The 16,753-nt window shown below is 58.8% G+C and carries 13 protein-coding genes; 9 read left to right on the forward strand and 4 right to left on the reverse strand.

Annotation, left to right across the window (positions count from 1 at the left end):
- Nucleotides 1–3: 3 nt before the first annotated feature.
- Nucleotides 4–2,829, reverse strand: a complete 2,826-nt coding sequence (locus VM554_04040) for a hypothetical protein (GenBank protein HVJ07528.1) — start codon at nt 2,827–2,829, stop codon at nt 4–6.
- 267 nt (nt 2,830–3,096) lie between these two features.
- Between VM554_04040 and VM554_04045 the strand changes: the two genes are divergently transcribed.
- From VM554_04045 to VM554_04080, 8 genes are all read left to right on the forward strand, one after another.
- Nucleotides 3,097–4,056 carry a fatty acid desaturase gene (locus tag VM554_04045; protein ID HVJ07529.1) on the forward strand — a complete coding sequence of 320 codons (960 nt, stop codon included), beginning with the start codon at nt 3,097–3,099 and terminating at the stop codon, nt 4,054–4,056.
- 108 nt (nt 4,057–4,164) lie between these two features.
- On the forward strand, nt 4,165–5,100 hold the full coding sequence (locus tag VM554_04050; protein ID HVJ07530.1) for an ATP-binding protein: 936 nt from the start codon (nt 4,165–4,167) through the stop codon (nt 5,098–5,100).
- Nucleotides 5,100–5,855, forward strand: coding sequence for a response regulator transcription factor (locus VM554_04055; protein ID HVJ07531.1), 756 nt, complete (start codon nt 5,100–5,102; stop codon nt 5,853–5,855). Before VM554_04050 ends, VM554_04055 begins: the two co-directional genes overlap by 1 nt.
- A 42-nt stretch (nt 5,856–5,897) precedes the next feature.
- Nucleotides 5,898–6,110, forward strand: coding sequence for a heavy metal-associated domain-containing protein (locus VM554_04060; GenBank protein ID HVJ07532.1), 213 nt, complete (start codon nt 5,898–5,900; stop codon nt 6,108–6,110).
- Entirely contained in the window at nt 6,107–8,392 is a 2,286-nt protein-coding gene (locus tag VM554_04065) for a heavy metal translocating P-type ATPase (protein HVJ07533.1), read from the forward strand. Before VM554_04060 ends, VM554_04065 begins: the two co-directional genes overlap by 4 nt.
- Nucleotides 8,389–8,748: a metal-sensitive transcriptional regulator gene (locus VM554_04070; protein ID HVJ07534.1), complete on the forward strand. Its 360-nt coding sequence runs from the start codon at nt 8,389–8,391 to the stop codon at nt 8,746–8,748. The genes VM554_04065 and VM554_04070 overlap by 4 nt, the downstream gene beginning before the upstream one ends.
- 242 nt (nt 8,749–8,990) lie before the next feature.
- Nucleotides 8,991–11,312, forward strand: a complete 2,322-nt coding sequence (locus VM554_04075; protein ID HVJ07535.1) for an LptF/LptG family permease — start codon at nt 8,991–8,993, stop codon at nt 11,310–11,312.
- A gap of 41 nt (nt 11,313–11,353) precedes the next feature.
- Entirely contained in the window at nt 11,354–13,120 is a 1,767-nt protein-coding gene (locus VM554_04080) for an ABC transporter ATP-binding protein (protein ID HVJ07536.1), read from the forward strand.
- Nucleotides 13,121–13,154: 34 nt separating this feature from the next.
- Here VM554_04080 and fliS read toward each other — a convergent pair whose 3' ends face one another.
- From fliS to VM554_04095, 3 genes are all read right to left on the reverse strand, one after another.
- A complete protein-coding gene (gene fliS / locus VM554_04085; protein ID HVJ07537.1) occupies nt 13,155–13,655 on the reverse strand; it encodes a flagellar export chaperone FliS in 501 nt (166 codons plus the stop codon).
- 22 nt (nt 13,656–13,677) lie between these two features.
- A complete protein-coding gene (gene fliD, locus VM554_04090; GenBank protein HVJ07538.1) occupies nt 13,678–15,051 on the reverse strand; it encodes a flagellar filament capping protein FliD in 1,374 nt (457 codons plus the stop codon).
- Nucleotides 15,052–15,200: 149 nt separating this feature from the next.
- On the reverse strand, nt 15,201–16,016 hold the full coding sequence (locus VM554_04095; protein HVJ07539.1) for a flagellin: 816 nt from the start codon (nt 16,014–16,016) through the stop codon (nt 15,201–15,203).
- A 348-nt stretch (nt 16,017–16,364) separates the two neighbouring features.
- On the opposite strand from VM554_04095, the gene VM554_04100 reads away from it, so the two are divergent.
- Nucleotides 16,365–16,715 (forward strand): flagellar FlbD family protein, encoded by a 351-nt coding sequence (locus VM554_04100; GenBank protein HVJ07540.1) that lies wholly within the window; start codon nt 16,365–16,367, stop codon nt 16,713–16,715.
- Nucleotides 16,716–16,753 lie beyond the last annotated feature (38 nt).

Raw genomic sequence — 16,753 nt, forward strand, 5'->3', positions numbered from 1 at the left:
GAATCAGTCGCCGTCGGAGTCCTTGTGGTGCGCATGCGGCTGGGTGAGCATCGTCGGCACCGGCTTGCTGCCCATGGCGTCGCGCCAAAGAACCACGTTCAGCTTTTGTGCATCCGCCTGATCGGCATGACGAAAATCCATGCGGCTGGATTCCTTCGCTCCCGGAGAGGATGCCGTGTTCATCTCGTAGATCATTCCATTGTCGCGATTGCTGTAGTCGGCCTGGAACGAAGGCTGGTCGCCCTCGCCTGCGAACAAGGGCGACAGAAGAGACGAAAATGCGTCGTTGTTGTTCATCGGCGGCAGTCCCAGCAAGTCCTCCATCGTCCGGACGATGCTCACCGTCGAGTAGAAGTCGTGGTGCACGACAGGGGTCTGCGCGTGCGGAGCATATTTGCTGACCACCAGGGCGATGCTGCGGTGGGCATCCACGTGATCGGCGCCATCCTGGGCGTCATCCTCCAATACGAAGAATGCCGTGTCGTCCCAGTAGGGGCTGTGCGAAACCGCCTCGACGGCGCGGCCTACCGCCAGATCATTGTCCGCAATGGAAGCGCGGGGGCGCGGAGAACCGGGTTTGGTCCCCGCAGTGTGATCGTTCGGCAGGCGAAGAAGGATGAAGGAAGGCATCTCGTCGGTGCCCTTCTCACGCGTCTCTACCCAGCCGCGGAACTTTGTCAGGAACTCTTCCACCCGCCACTGATCGGGAAAGCTGAGGTTAAAGTCCGGAAACCTGGGATCGAAGTTCCCCCGCAGCTCCGGCTTGGTAGCCGTGTTTTCCTGGATCAGCGGAACCGCCCAGGGATAAGGGCTGACGCCTCCGCCATAGTTTTGCGGTACGGGCTCGCCCTTGCGAATCCGGCTGATGGGGCAAGGTGCTCCCACCGGTTCCGGCGTGCCTTCCAGCGGAGAGGCCGATCGGGGAGCTTCGCCGGAGTCGTCGCAGAACCGGGTAGAGACATACTCCCCGAAGTGATACAGGCTCTTATGATTTCGCGCGAGGTTGGTCCAGAGATAGCCGCTATCCGGCTCATTCACGTCGGGTATCCCCTCCGCCAGCGGATAGCCTTCTTCGTTTACGCCTTCGAAATCGTAGTGGCGCTGCGCTCCGCGATAGCTCTGCTGCCACGTCTTCTCGGTGTAATCGCTGGTGATGGCCGCGGTAGACCAGACGTGGCCGTCTCCCGAAACCTCTCCCGAGTCGTAGAAGTTGTCGATGACGCCGAACTGCTCTGCCAGCTTGTGCTCATTGGGCGTGATGGCACGGCCATACATCGTCAGCGAAGGATCGCCGTCGCCCACGCCAAGATCGCCCAGGATCTGATCGTAGGTACGGTTCTCCTTGATGATGTAGATGACGTGACGGATGGGATTGGCGCCGTTGCGGAAGACGACATGCCTGGCTTCCGCATTCATGCGGTTGCTGGTCAGCGCCTCCGCAGTGAGAGACTTCAGGTTCTGTTCAGCATCGGCGCGATCTATGGTCGCCAGAGACCCGTAGAGAAGCGTGGCGATATAGGTGTGTTCGCGGTGTGTGCGCTGCTCCCCGTCCACGCGTCTTTGCATCGCCTTGTTGGGTCCTGTACCGGTGCCCTTGGCCGTGGCCACGTAAAGCTGATTGCCACGTACTGCGACAGCTGTGGGATACCATTCCGTGGGGATAAAGCCGAGGGCCTTTACCGGAGGCTTCTCACCCTGGGACTTTCCATGGATGGCGAGCGCGTCGAAGACCGCGACTGCGTTCGAACCGGAGTTGGCGGCGTAGATTCGACGGCCATCGGGCGAGGCGGCAACCGCGTCGGGCATTGCGCCGAAGTAGCTCTGGCCAGGCAGGCGCGTATCGAACATTCCGGCCACGTGCATTCTGCCGTTGATCTCCACTGCGGCAATCACATCGCGATTCGCCAGAGCCACGTAGAGCATCTTTTCATCCGGGCTAAAGGCAAAGGCCGTGGGGTGCGAACTGGCTGAAGTAGCGCGCTGCGGCGGTAGCAGCGGGAGGCGCTGCACGACGGTTCCCTTCACCAGATCAAGCTCTACAATGGCCGAACCGTTCCAAAGCGCGACAAAGCCACGGCGGCCATCTCTTGTCGCCGCAACCGCTATCGGAAACGCGGCTGGAACGACGGCGTTGTCCGATAGATCGAAGCTATGGACCACCTGTCCGCTGGCGGAGTCCAGCAGCAACGCATTGTCGGAGAATTCATTGGCGACCAGGATCCGCTCGCTCCCGCCCTTGCTCTTGACCACCGCAAGGCCCGCCGGTGCAGAGATGGCGTTTCCTTGCGGAATCCTGGCTCCGATGGATCCTTGCGCCTTGCCTTTGGCCAGCTTTTGCAGCGGAATCGCAATCAGCCGCTCCGCCGTTGGAACCCCGCCGCGAAAGGCATAGACCGCGATGGCATTCCCGGTCTTCTTTGCCCCGTCGCCCTCCGGCTCGGTAAGCGAATCGAAACTGGCATAGAGATGCGCGCCATCGGAACTGAATGCCAGTCCCTGATACATGGTCTGGGGCAGCGAACTCCGCGTGCGCGCTTCTGGATAATCCGTCAATTTGCCGGTCTGGGTGTCGAGAACAGCGATCGATTGCTGGTAATTGGACTCAAAGGTGCCGTAGCCCGCATTCAACACCGCGAGATAGCGGCCATCGGGAGACCAGGCCGAGGCCATAGGCAGGCTGTTCAGCTTCTCCAGGGAGCCCGGAACCGGCGCAAGAATCTGCTTGCTGGAGGGCAGATCGATCGCCTTCTTTTCACTTTGCTGAGCAATGGCAAGGGTGGAGACACAAACAGCGCAGACAGGCCAGATCCAGGGGAACCGCTTCATCATAGTGACTCCATTTGACCAGATAACGAGCCGCCCGACGACAGCGCGACGACAGCTCCAACCTTCTTTCATTGATTATTCACAGGACTTAGCCCGCGTCTCGCGAGTCCGAAACGTAACCGTGCAGCTTGCTCCCGACCAGCTCTGAATATTTGCCCCAATCAAAGCGCGAATCGGCGTTCGCTACCATTACAAAAGTGTTACGGTGCAGCGGGTGATCCTCCTGTTACGTTGGATACAGGAAGAGTTTTTCCGAAGGATCACATCTTTATGCCAGTAGAACTCCTTGAAAAGCCAGCAATGGTTGAAGCACCGGCGAAGAGCCCAAATCCACGCCCGGCCAATGCCGCGCCTCGCGGCGCACAGATGCAGCCCACAACCATTCTCGGCCGCGCAACCCAGGGACAGACCCGCAATTGGATGACAACGTCGTTCATGATCGTCTTCCATCTTCTCGCGGCGGCCGCGCTGTTCTTCTTCTCGTGGAAGGCTCTGGCTGTCTCCGCGGTGCTCTACGTCTTCGCCATTAATATGGGCATCGGAATGGGGTATCACCGCCTGCTGACGCATCGCGGCTACACCACGCCCAAATGGGTGGAATACTTCCTCGCAGTCTGCGGAACGCTGTCTCTCGAAGGAGGGCCGATCTTCTGGGTGGCGACCCATCGGATCCATCACCAGATTACAGACCGTCCCGGCGATCCTCACACTCCCCACGATGGAGGCTGGTGGTCGCACATGGGTTGGATCATGAGCGGACCGGGTCTTCATTCCGAAACATCCCTGCTGGCGCGCTACGCACCAGATCTGGTAAAGGACCGCTTCATCCTCTGGCTGAGCAAGTATCACTGGGTTCCGCTGGCAATTCTCGGCGTTGCGCTGTTCGCGCTGGGTGGCTGGAGTTTTGTTCTCTGGGGAATCTTCTTCCGAGTGGTCGTTGGCCTGCACGCAACCTGGCTGGTAAATTCCGCTACGCATATGTGGGGTTCCAAGCGTTTTCCCACCCGCGACGACTCGCGCAACAACTGGTGGGTAGCCCTGCTGACCGGCGGCGAGGGATGGCATAACAACCATCACGCACACCCGGTTTCTGCACGCCACGGTTTAGCGTGGTACGAGTTCGATCCGAACTATTACGGCATTCTGCTGCTGAAGGCGTTGGGCCTGGCTAAAAATGTAAAAGTGGCGCATTACGATCCCCAGGATCCACGTCCTGCTGGCGTAGCCTAACCTTACGGCCTGCTGTAGCCACGGCTATAGCAGGCTCGCCGAACCAGTAGCCTCCGCTTCCCTCCCTCCGCGAGCGCCGAGTTCTCCTCCGAGTTATCCTTGTGTTCCATGCGTATTACTCAACGCAGACCCGCAATCGTCTTGTTCGTCACGCTCGGCGTATGCCTGGTTGCCCTGGCCATCGCGCTCAATGTGACGTGGGTCATTTTGAATTGGCGCGAGATTGTGCCGCTGATTCTGGGCGTGGCATTCTTTGGTGTTCTCATTGTCGGCCTCATCCTGAATACCATCTTCCTGGTGCGCGAAGTGCGCCGGAACGAACGCCACGATACCTTTCTGAATGCCGTAACGCACGAGCTGAAAACCCCCATTGCATCCATCCGGCTCTATCTTGAAACCCTGCAGCGCCGCGCGCTGAGCGAGGAGCAGCGGCAACAGTTCTATGGCATAATGCTCGCCGACAGCGAACGATTGCTGGCAATGGTGGAGCAGATTCTGAAGGCCGGAGAGGTAGGCCAGAGGGCAAAGAACCAGGTACGTCTCCCCGTGGACATGCTGGCCCTTACCCGCGAATGTATCGCCACGACTCTGCAGCGGCATCATCTGTCCGACGCGACGCTGCAGTTTGATGTAAACCCAACAACGGGCCCCATCCTGGTACGGGGCAACCACGACGATTTGCGTACCGCGATTCTCAACGTCTTCGACAACGCGGTGAAGTACTCGCCGCAAGAAGTGAAGGTACGCATCCGCCTGAAAGTGGAGAACGACGCCTGGATCCTCCTCAGCGTGACGGACGAAGGAGTCGGTATTCCCGCCGCGCACATCAAACGCGTATTCAAACGCTTTTATCGCGTCCCGACGATCAGCACGCTGAAAGTGAAAGGTACCGGGCTCGGGCTTTTTCTGGTGCGCTCCATTGCGCGCCAACATGGAGGAGACGCGACGGCACGCAGCGCCGGAGAAGGCCGGGGAACGACGATTACCCTTCAGTTGCCACGCTACTTTGAGGACTCGATGGCCGCGTCCCTGGAGAAAAACTGATGCCCGAATCCTTGCGCGTACTCATCGTGGAAGACGAAACACATCTCGCCCAGGGGCTTGCCTTCAACCTGCAGGCGGAAGGATATGCCGTCGAGATTGATAGCGATGGCGAATCGGCGCTGCGCCGCCTGTCGGATGGATCACACTTTGATGCGGTGCTCCTCGACGTGATGCTGCCTGGGAAAAACGGATTTGAAGTAGCCGCCGAGCTGCGCGCCAAGCAGAATTACATTCCCATCCTGATGCTGACCGCCCGAGGTCGTCCCGAAGATGTGCTGCAGGGATTCGCTGCCGGCGCGGACGATTATCTTGCCAAGCCCTTCGATCTCTCCATCCTCATCGCCAGGCTGAACGGCCTGTTGCGCCGCATGGGGTGGCATCGCAAAGAGTCTGCCGAGCCCGCACCTCAGACGACAGACGAAGTCGCCAGCTTTAGCTTTGCGGGAAGGACGATCAACTTTGCCACGCTGGAGCTGACCATGCCGGACAAAACCATCCACCTGACACTGATGGAGGGCGACCTGCTGCGCTACCTGGTGCAGAATCAGAACCGGATCATCTCCCGCAAGGAGTTGCTGGAGCAGGTATGGCGCGTGCACGAGGACACGGATACGCGGGCGATTGACAACTTCATGGTCCGGCTCCGGCGCTACATCGAAGAGGAGCCATCCCGGCCCGTATATCTCCAAACGGTGCGCGGAATCGGCTATCGTTTTCTACCCTTTGAGACCACGGCGTCCCCCGAACTGGAATAATTCCACCCGGCAGAGGTACTATAGGGGGAGGGGGTATATGTTATGTCCGAAGTAAACCTGCGAATTGACAACATGCATTGTGGGGCGTGCGTCCGCCGCGTGACACAAACGCTGAACTCCATTCCTGGAGTTCAGGTCGATGATGTCCAGATTGGCGCAGCTCGCGTGCACGTAACCGGCGACACGGTCACACCGGAGACGATTGTCGCCGCGGTCGCCAAAGCGGGCTATCCAACCCACGTGGAGCAGCAATGAGCACTGCTTCCACACACGACACAGAGACGGTTACACTTCCTGTGACGGGTATGACGTGTGCGGCCTGCCAGGTGCATGTAGAGCATGCCCTGCAGGCCACGCCTGGCGTGAAAGAAGCTGCCGTCAACCTGATGACCAACTCCGCGCGGGTTGTCTTCAATCCCGCAGTCACACGGCCCGAGATGCTCATCGAAGCCGTACACGATGCAGGCTACGAGGCTTCCCTGCCGGTGCCGGGGGAAACGGCCTCTAACAAAGACGAACGCTCGCACGAGGAACGAACCCTCAAGGCGAAAGCGTTTGCGACGCTGTTCGCCGGCGCAGTGGCGATGATTCTCTCCATGCCCTTGATGTCTTCGGGGACTCACTCCAGTGTGGACCATTGGCTGATGCGCGTCTTTCCTGCGCTCTATTCCATTCCGGCGCAGACTCTCAAGCTTGGCTTGCTGGTTCTCACCATTGCGGGAATGTTCTGGGCGGGAGCCGCCATCTATGCGCGGGCATGGAAAGCGATGCTCCATCGCAGCACGAATATGAACACGCTGGTTGCGCTCGGCACGGGCGCCGCGTTTCTCTATTCAGCTGCAGCGACGTTCTTTCCCGGTGCATTTCTCCGCCATGGACTCGCTCCCGATGTCTACTTTGAATCCGTCCTGTTGATACTGGGATTCCTGCTGATGGGCAATTGGCTCGATGCACGCGCCAAGCGCCGCACAGTGGATGCGCTGCGGTCCTTTGCGCAGCTTCAGCCGCGGGAAGCTGTTCTGCTTCGCAATGGCGTGGAGGTGCGAGTCCCTCTCGCATCCGTGATTGCGGGAGACACGGTAGTCGTGCGGCCGGGCGAGCGAATCCCCGTCGACGGCCTCGTTACCGGGGGACAAAGCACAGTAGATGAATCGTTGATCACCGGCGAATCCGTCCCTGTGCCGCGGGTGCCCGGAGATCGCGTGATTGGCGGATCGCTCAACTACGACGGGGCTTTGGAGTACAAGGCTACTTCTGTCGGATCGCAGAGCGTTCTGGGCCAGATGCTGCGCCTGATGCAGGAGGCGCAATCCTCCAAGGCTCCAATGCAGCAGCTTGCGGATCGGGTCAGCTCCGTCTTCGTGCCCCTCGTGCTCGCGCTTACCGCGATTACCTTTGCTGCATGGGCGGTGTTCGATCCGGTGGGGGGAGTCAGCCGCGCATTTGCCGTCTCGATTGCGGTCCTGGTAATCGCCTGTCCGTGCGCCATGGGCCTGGCTGTTCCAGCGGCGCTGACTGTATCGATCGGGCGCGGCGCGCAGTTAGGAATTCTATTCAAGGGTGGAGAGGCTCTGGAACGCCTTGCCCGCGTGGATACGGTCGCGCTCGATAAAACCGGCACACTTACCTACGGGAAGCCAGCCATTGTTGCCCTGCGCCCTGCCACGGACGTTTCGGAGATGGAACTGCTGTCCCTCGCCGCCTCGCTCGAACAGCGGTCGGAGCATCCTCTCGCGCACGCCGTTCTAGAGAAGGCGCGACAAGCCAACATGTCTACCGCCGAGGCAACCGAAGTCCAGGTGCATCCCGGAACCGGCATTACAGGAGTGGTTGCGGGACGACGGGTCGCCGCCGGCAATCAGGCCCTCATGCAAGCCTCGGGAATTGACATTGAGCCTCTTAAGGAAGGCTCACCATCGGGCGCGACCCTGCTCTATGTTGCAGAGGATGGGAAACTCTATGGATGGCTGGCTGCGCAGGATACGGTTCGCCCCGGTGCTCATGCCACCATCCAGTCGTTGCAGCGGATGGGCCTCAAGACCGTAATGTTGACCGGCGACCGCCGGGAGGCTGCAGAACAAATCGGCAAAGATCTCGGCCTCGACGAGGTCTATGCGGAGTTGCTTCCTGACAAGAAGCTGGAAAGCATTCGCACCCTGCAGCAAAGCGGGCGCAAGGTAGCGATGGTGGGTGACGGCATCAACGATGCTGCCGCTCTGGCCCAGGCCGATGCCGGGCTTGCCATGGGAACGGGAACCGATCTTGCGCGTGAGGCGGGAGATGCAATTCTTCTGCGTGGCGAGCCGGAGTCCATCCTCACCGCATTTCAGTTGAGCAGGCAGACGTTGCGAGTGATGCGGCAGAACCTTGGCTGGGCTCTCGGGTACAACGTGCTTGGGATTCCGATTGCAGCCGGTGCGCTCTACCCTGCGCTCCACATCCTGCTGAGCCCTGCCGTAGCAAGCGCGGCCATGGCGCTCAGCTCCGTCAGTGTGCTTACGAACAGCTTGCGTCTAAGGAGCTTCAGAAGCCGATGACCACCTCGAAAACTGCTCACAAACACGCGGCCAGCGAGCCTGCAAGCAGCTGCGCCTGTGCTGCGGGGCGAAAGGCCGTTGCGGTCGACCCCGAGATCAAAGCCGCCTCGCTGCGGCGCCTGGCCCGCATCGAAGGACAGGTGCGCGGGCTGCAGAAGATGGTGGAATCCGAGCGGTATTGTGCCGATATTCTGGTGCAGATCGGCTCCGTGCAGCAGGCATTGCGTGGAGTCAGCCGCCAACTGATGCGCAATCACCTGAAGAACTGCGCTGCCGACGCCATACGCAAGGGCTCGGAATCCGCGGATGCGATGTATGACGAACTGCTGGACCTCGTTTATCTCCATGCGCGTTAGCGACTGTTAACCCTAGCTGAGCGGAGGGCGTTGCGAGGGGAAAATGCGCCAGACGAGGCGGAGGACGACGGCTGTGGCGGGTCCGCTGCCCTGGGACGACCACGTCAGGATGGCGCGATTTTGCGTTATGAAGCGGATCCTTCGCTTCGCTCAGGATGACAAAATTAAATGAGGCTCAGGAGAAACGCGCTCCTCTACTTGCAGTGGCTTCCGTCCTGTAGACTGGATTTGGACCGAAGCCTGTGCGGATTCTGACGAAATACATCCTGCGAGAAGTGTTGTCGTACGCCTTGATTGGCGGGGCGCTCTTCACCTTCATTTTGTTCATGCGCCCCCTCGGGCAGATTCTTGAACTGGTCGTCAGGAATAGTGCATCGCTCACCAGCGTGATGGAGGTGTTTCTCTTCACGCTGCCAAACACCTTTACCGTCACGATACCGATGGGAGTCCTGGTTGGCATCCTGCTTGGTCTCAGCAGGCTTGCCGCGGACAGCGAGATCATCGCCATGCGGGCTTCCGGTATTGGCGTATGGACCTTTGTCCGGATTATTTCCGGAATTGCTGTTCTGGCCTTCTTAATCGGACTGGGCAACTCAGTCTTCCTCGCACCACGAGCTGCACAGGCGTTGCTCAGGCTTGAGAATTCGCTGAGGAACTCTCAGGCATCCTTTGAAGTGCAGCCCCGCGTTTTCTATGAAGACTTCAAGACATTCGTGCTCTACGTGCAGGATGTGAAGCCGGCTGCCGGATCCGCGAACTGGCACCGCATCTTTCTGGCAGATCTGAGCAATCCCGCATCGCCCAAGGTGACCACGGCGGAATCGGCCACGGTGGTCAATGGCGAGGACCAGACCGTCCGCATGCGCCTGCGAAATGGCTCGCAGCACGAATCGCCAACCGGAGACCCGAGCCAATACAGCATCTCCACCTTCAGCGATACGGACCTGCCCCTGGCCGTCGGCTCGCAGAATGATGCGCGAGTCAGCCGGAGTGAGACCCCGATCCTGGCAATGTCAAACCAGGAGCTCCTCAACAAGTCACGCGGGCCTGGCGGCAAGTGGTATCTCATCGAGCTCAACAAGCGCTTTGCCTACCCCGCAGCCTGCCTGGTTCTGATGCTGGTTGGCGTTCCTCTTGGCATCTCTTCCAGACGGGGAGGCAAGAGCGCTGGCTTCGTCCTGACCATTGGACTGGTCTTTGTCTACTACTTCCTCTCCTCGATCGGGGTGGCTCTCGGACGCCAGGATAAGCTTCCTGCATTCGCAGCAGTGTGGATGGCAAATATCGTATTCGCCGTGTGCGGCTTGATTCTGCTGCGCCAAATGGCGCTCGGCGGAGGTTTCCTCACCGCCTTTTCGTCAGTTGGCTCGTGGTTCAAATCCACCTTGCCGGGCAAACAGAAGGTTCGGGAGACAGCCTCGTCATTCTCCCGCCGGGACCGCGAAGGAAGAAGCAGGTTTCCGCTTATTCTCGACGAATATGTGCTGCGCGAATTTCTTGCAACCCTGGGTCTGGTGCTGGTCAGCTTTGTTCTGCTCCTGCTCGTCTTCACATTCTTTGAGCTTCTCGGCGATATCATCCGCAATCGCACGGCGCTGGTCACCGTAGGTGAGTACCTGATCAACCTCACGCCCAGCATGATCTACATCATTACGCCACTCAGCGTCCTGATTTCGGTACTCGTCACCTTTGGCGGGCTCAACCGCTCCAACGAGCTCACCGCGATGAAGGCCACGGGAATCAGCCTCTATCGCGTCGTCCTGCCGGTGCTGGTAATCGCCTGCGTTCTCGCCGTCGCGCTCTTTGCCTTCGACGAGCTTTACCTGCCGGGCGCGAACCGCCGCCAGGAGGCTTTGCGCAGCGTCATCAAAGGCAAGCCCGCACAGACTTTTCTGCGCCCGGATCAGAAGTGGATGTTTGGCCATCAGGAGCCGGGAAAGCCCGGACGCATCTTTTACTATCAGTTCTTCGACCCGGATCACGACAAGTTCGCCAACCTCAGCGTCTTTGAATTCGATCCTGAGAGCTTCGCTATTTCGCGCCGAATCTTCGCCTCCACCGCCTATTGGGAGCCCCAGCTTCACCGCTGGATCTTTGAAAAGGGTTGGGACCGAAGCTTCCAGGGTGACGTCATCACCAGTTACCAGCCCTTCGATGTAAAGACCTTTCCGGACATCGGCGAGGAACCCTCTTATTTTAAAAAGGAAAGCCGCCAATCCCAGGAGATGAGCTTCGTCGAGCTAAGCCGCTATATTCGCGACTTGAGGCAGAGCGGCTTTGACACCATGCGGCTGCGCGTCCAGCTCAACCGCAAACTCGCCTATCCATTGATCACCCTGGTGATGGCCGTGCTCGCCGTTCCCTTTGCGCTCTCCATGGGGAGGCGGGGGTCGCTCACCGGAGTGGCTGTGGCCATTGGGGTGGCGATTGCCTACTCGGTCGTGGCGGGAACCTTTGAAGCGATGGGAAACGTCAATATGCTGCCGGCGTTTATGGCTGCCTGGTCGCCTGACCTGCTCTTCGGCCTCGCCGGTGGGTATCTGCTGCTGCGAACACCCACCTGATTCCCCCGGACTGCACACCGCTCGGTTAAGATAGGAGAAGCATGTTCAGCCGCCTGCGCCCGCTCTTCCCCTATATGCGCCGTTACTCACGGGAATACCTCTGGGGAGGCGTGTCGGTCGTTTTAAGCAACGCCATCTGGATCCTGTTTCCGCAGGTCGTGCGCAGAGCAATCGACGACCTGAACCACGGCATCACGCAGCAGAAGATCCTGCTCTATGCCGGGTTGCTGATCGGCGTCTCTGTGCTCAAGGGAATCTTCCTCTTTCTGACCCGCTGGATCATCATCGGCGTCTCCCGTGAAATTGAGTACGACCTGCGCAACGATCTCTTTCGCCAGCTTGAGCGCCAGCCTGCCGCCTACTATCAGCAGCACCGCACCGGCGACATCATGGCTCGCATGACCAATGACCTGGCAGCCGTACGCATGCTGCTCGGCCCCGCCATTATGTATAGCGCGAACACGATTCTGTTCTCGCTTGGTGCACTGTTCTTCCTGCTGCGCATCAGTCCATCACTGACATTGGTGGCGCTCGTTCCGCTACCGCTGGCCTCGGTCCTGGTACAGTTTCTAGGCAGCCGCATTCATGACCGCTTCGAGCGGATTCAGGCCATGTTCTCCGAGATCTCCGCCCAGGCACAGGAGAACTTTTCCGGCGCAAGACTGGTTCGCGCCTTCGCCCAGGAAGAGCCGCAGATCGCCGCCTTTGAGCGTTCCAACCAGGAAAATATCCGGCGATCCCTGCGACTTGTTCAACTGATGGGAATGCTTTGGCCGACCCTGCAATTCATTCTTGGCCTGGCCATGGCGATCTCCCTGTTTGTCGGTGGACATCAGGTGCTCTCGCACCACATCAGCGTGGGTGACTTCGTCGCATTCAATACCTACATGCTGATGCTCACCTGGCCGATCATCGCCTTAGGCTGGGTCGTCAACCTCTTCCAGCGCGGCACTGCCTCAGTCACACGTATTGACGAGCTTCTCTCGGAGGAGCCGACGATTGATAACCACGATGCAGATCCTTCCATTCCAGCGGATCTCGTCATGCAGGGCGAGATTGAGTTTCGCAATCTCACCTTCGCCTATGACACCGGAGAAGAGCGATCCTACCCCATTCTCAAGGATCTCTCCCTAAAGATTGACGCTGGAACGAGCCTGGCTATTGTCGGGCCTACAGGATCGGGAAAATCGACGCTGGTAAATCTGATCGCGCGATTCTATGACGCATCGCCAGGAAGCATCCTGATCGACGGCCGGCCGATCCGCGAATATCCGCTCGCGGTCCTTCGGTCCAATCTCGGAGTCGTGCCGCAGGAGACGTTCCTCTTCAGCGAGACGATTCGCGAAAACATCGCCTTCGGTACGCCAGATGCAACCGAAGAGGATGTCATGCGAGCCGCCGAGGCCGCCCACATCCGCAAAGAATTTCAGGATTTTCCCCGGGGCTTCGACACCATGGTGGGAGAGCGCGGCGTCACGCTCTCCGGCGGCCAGAAACAGCGTGCAAGCATCGCTCGCGCCATCCTGCGCAATCCGCGAATCCTGATTCTCGATGATGCCCTGGCCAGCGTCGACACCTATACCGAGGAACAGATTCTCGAAGAACTACGCCGCATCATGCAGGGGCGCACGACGATCTTTATCTCGCATCGTATTTCGACGGTGCGCCATGCAGACCGGATTGCTGTCCTCGTCGAAGGACGCATCGCCGAACTGGGCACGCATGAGCAGCTACTGGAGAAAAACGGCTACTACGCGGATCTGTTTCAGAAGCAGCAGTTGGAAGAAGAGCTGGCCGTCACGCACTGAAATCGGCCACTGCTCTCTTTTTTCTCATGTTTCCTTATGCAGTCCAACTCGACGACGCTTCCCTCTCCTGCGGAACCATCACGGATTGTCTGACCACGGATTGCATGGCTTGCTGGCGCGGGTTTGCACCGGAGGCCTGTTGCAGGCGGTGCAGTTCGGCGGCAGTCTTCTCGGCAAGATCCGGATCGGCGGCTACCTTGCGCCACGCTTCGCGAACCTCCCACACCTGCGCAATCACACGCTCGAACTTTGCCTTTGAGCACTCCATCGAGCCTTGCAGCATCAGGGCAAAGGAAGCGGTGTAGAACTCGGCGAGGGTCTCCGCAGTCTTGCCGCCAAGGTCCATGCGCAGCGTGCCCTGCAGATGAACCAGAATATCCATGGCGCGCTTCACCGCTCGTCTGCGGCCAGAGACATCGTCGCGATCCACGGCGGCTGCTGCCTCGCGCATAAACCGGATGATGCCGTCGTAGAGCGCAACCGTAAGCTCTACGCCGGAGGCCCCCTCAAGTGCACGCTGCTGGTAGAGATTCACCTGCTTCTCCTTCGCTTTCTGGCTAGCCCTGTGTCTTGCTGTAACCGGTAATCGCGCTGTACATTTCGTTAATCTGATTGATCTGCGCGGGAATCGACTGCAGTATCTGATTGGCGGCATTCAGTTCGGCGGTCAAATTCGTCTTCTGGGTCGCGATCAGCGCTTCCTGCCGGGCGATATCGTCATTCAGGTTTGCTTCCTGACTCTTGTTTTCGTTCAAGGCCAGGGTGATCGCACCCGTGCTGTAACTGCTCCCCAAATTATTCAGGGTGTTCGCGAAGCTCGCGCCAAAACTTCCCGCGTTCTGGAAGAAAGCCGACACATCCGAGTAATTCGTATTCAGCATCGAGGTCAGCGTATCGGTGTTGAGCGAGATAGTTCCATCCTGGTTGGCGGTAATGCCCAGTGAATAGGCGGAGGAGACAGCACCACTGCCGAAGGTAGCGTTCAGCGCCCCCTGCAACGATTGCTGCAACTGGGCTAATACCGTCGAACCGAAGAGCGGTTCGGGATTGCCTGAGGAGTCCTTGCCCTCCTGTGTATTGATGGCCTTCATCACCTTGTTGTAGTCAGTGACAAAAGTTTGGATCGCCGAGGCTACGCTGGTTGTGTCATTGGTAATCACAACTTGTATGCTCGATGCGGGCGAAGGCGCCGAAAGCAGTTGGAAGGTCACTCCCGGTATCGCGTTCGTGACGGTATTCGATGCACTCGTAAGCTGCACGCCGTCCACCAGCATGCTGGCGTCTAGCCCGGTTTGAATCTGGGAGAAAGAGACGGCACTCGACGCAGTGGTGGTATCCGTAAGACCGCTTGAGACGGTTAAGGTTCCCGCTGCACCCGGAGTTGAACTCACCACTGAAAGCCGTGCACCATTTGTATCCGTCAGCACGGTTGCAGTTACCCCGATGGAGGCCGCATTAATTGCTGCCGCGAGGCCCGCAAGCGTGGGATTGGACGCATTGACGTTCACAGTCTGCACCGCACCAGACCCAACCTGGATCGACACGCTTCCTGCGAGCACGTCGGAAGCAGCCACAACACCGGATGCCGCGGTCGAGGTCTGGGCCAGGCTCTGCACTGTGACCGTGTGTGTCCCTGCAACCGCCGAGGTGCTCGCCGAAGTAAGGCTCAGCACGTTGGTGTTGGAACTGGACCCCTGCTTGGCCGCAAAGATGCCGGAGAAGTCGGTGAGATTGTGCAGATCCGTCGTAAGCGTGGAAAGTTGCGTCCCCAGGCTGGAGAGTTGCGCGTCCTGATTTGCCAGGTTCGTCAACTGAGTCTTCCAGGGCATCTCCACTGCCTGCAGATTCGTGACGATCTGATTCACTGTCGCGGTTACATCAAAGCCAGCACCGCTGGTTGCCGAGCCAAAATTGAGACCAACATTACCCATCGCGTCTCCTCCGAGGGGTTAGGAACAGGTGGACGGCCAGGCAGGGCCGGAAGATTAGAGAAATCTGGGAATGCTCCCTCTTACGCCAAATGGGGAAGGCAGCTGTTACCTGATGCCTTCCCCTATTTGGGATTTCTCGCTGCCGGCTGCTACTGGAGCAGTTTGGTGATCAACTGCTGCGACTGGTTGGCCTGTGCAAGAGCGGCAATGCCGGTCTGGCTCAGGATCTGGAACTTCGACATATCCGAGGTGGCCTGGCCGTAATCGGTTGCGGTCACGTCGTTCTCTGCCGCCAAGGTGTTGGTCGACTCGGTCTTCATGACATTGCCAACTGCACTCAGAGTATTGATATTAGCGCCGACCGTACCGCGATCTGACGCAATGGTATTGATTGCAGCCGTGATCTTCGTCAACTCTGCCTGTGCTGTTGTCTGGTCCGTGAAACCCGCCGCGGTGAGAGCCAATGTCGTGGCATCAACAGCTTTCAGAGCTGCGCTGTTGTCCGTTTGGCTGGTAGTTCCGTCGGTCGTGTAAATCTTGGCGGTTGTACCGAAAGACTTGATGCCGTTGTATTCCGTGTTGCTGTTAATGTTGTTGATCTCGCCCAGGATATTTGTGTACTCCGCGTTCGCTGCGGCGATCTGGGTAGAGTTCATCGTACCGTTGGCGGACTCTGTTGCCAGCGTAACGGCGCGGTTGAGGAGATTGGTAACCTGCGAGAGCGCACCATCGGCAACCTGCAGCAAGTCTACGCCCTGGGAGGCGTTCTTCGCGGACTGCGAGAGTGCTGAGGAAGCGGCCTGCAGGCCGTTGGCCAGCGAGAGGCCGGCGGCATCATCGGCGCCGGAGTTGATGCGCGAACCAGAAGACAACTGCTGGAGGGTTTTCTGCAGAGAAGCCTGTGTGTTCGCCAGGTTATTCTGCGCATAGATTGCTGTGATGTTATTCAGGACACCCAATGCCATGATATCGCTCCTATTGTTTGATAGATCCCGTTTGGTGAATCGTTGAACTCTGGGTTCCCTGCTTCGGGTGCCTGACCGGAAGCGGAGGGCTTGTTGTCATCGCCCAGCCCCGGATCACCTTGCGGAAGGAACCGCGTTTTGCCCACTGCCTTCATCGGCGTCCTTGCGGAAGACTTTATGCGTATGGCACGAGAAATGCTCCAATGGGGCAAATTTCTTAAGATCTTTTAACGAGGTGTTTCTTCTTTCTGTCCGCAGCAATCTCCACGTGCTCTCTCACACGCGCTCTCTCCCGTGAATATTCTTCGCGTCCTGCCGATAAATGCATCAGGAGGCCAGAGACCGCGAATGATCGAGTTGACACGGCTGAATGGAAACGCGCTGGTCATCAACAGCGACCTTATTAAATTTGCAGAGAGCTCTCCCGATACCATGCTCACGTTAATCAACGGGGAGAAGATCATGGTGCGCGAAAGCTGCACGGAAGTGATCGAGCGGGTGATCGCCTATCGTGCGCGGCTTCTCGGTGAAAGCATGCGCGTCTCACCGGGAGCCCAGGATGGAGTTCAACGGGCGGTGACCTCAAGTGCGGCTGCGGCTTTGCGCGCCTATATGGAAGAACCTCTCGCCCGGATCAAGGGCGATGCCGCTGACATAACAGACGACGCAGCACAGCGAAGGCGCCGTCCAGAGCACTGAGGGTTGCGGATGCAGCCACCAGCCCCAAGTATGCAGTT

This window comes from Acidisarcina sp. (assembly GCA_035539175.1).
Classification (GTDB): domain Bacteria; phylum Acidobacteriota; class Terriglobia; order Terriglobales; family Acidobacteriaceae; genus JANXZS01.

Bases quoted from the DNA above. Each gene is read 5' to 3' on its own strand.
- VM554_04040 (HVJ07528.1), bottom strand. From the start codon at position 2,829: ATGATGAAGCGGTTCCCCTGGATCTGGCCTGTCTGCGCTGTTTGTGTC.
- VM554_04045 (HVJ07529.1), top strand. From the start codon at position 3,097: ATGCCAGTAGAACTCCTTGAAAAGCCAGCAATGGTTGAAGCACCGGCG.
- VM554_04050 (HVJ07530.1), top strand. From the start codon at position 4,165: ATGCGTATTACTCAACGCAGACCCGCAATCGTCTTGTTCGTCACGCTC.
- VM554_04055 (HVJ07531.1), top strand. From the start codon at position 5,100: ATGCCCGAATCCTTGCGCGTACTCATCGTGGAAGACGAAACACATCTC.
- VM554_04060 (HVJ07532.1), top strand. From the start codon at position 5,898: ATGTCCGAAGTAAACCTGCGAATTGACAACATGCATTGTGGGGCGTGC.
- VM554_04065 (HVJ07533.1), top strand. From the start codon at position 6,107: ATGAGCACTGCTTCCACACACGACACAGAGACGGTTACACTTCCTGTG.
- VM554_04070 (HVJ07534.1), top strand. From the start codon at position 8,389: ATGACCACCTCGAAAACTGCTCACAAACACGCGGCCAGCGAGCCTGCA.
- VM554_04080 (HVJ07536.1), top strand. From the start codon at position 11,354: ATGTTCAGCCGCCTGCGCCCGCTCTTCCCCTATATGCGCCGTTACTCA.
- fliD (HVJ07538.1), bottom strand. From the start codon at position 15,051: ATGGGTAATGTTGGTCTCAATTTTGGCTCGGCAACCAGCGGTGCTGGC.
- VM554_04095 (HVJ07539.1), bottom strand. From the start codon at position 16,016: ATGGCATTGGGTGTCCTGAATAACATCACAGCAATCTATGCGCAGAAT.
- VM554_04100 (HVJ07540.1), top strand. From the start codon at position 16,365: ATGATCGAGTTGACACGGCTGAATGGAAACGCGCTGGTCATCAACAGC.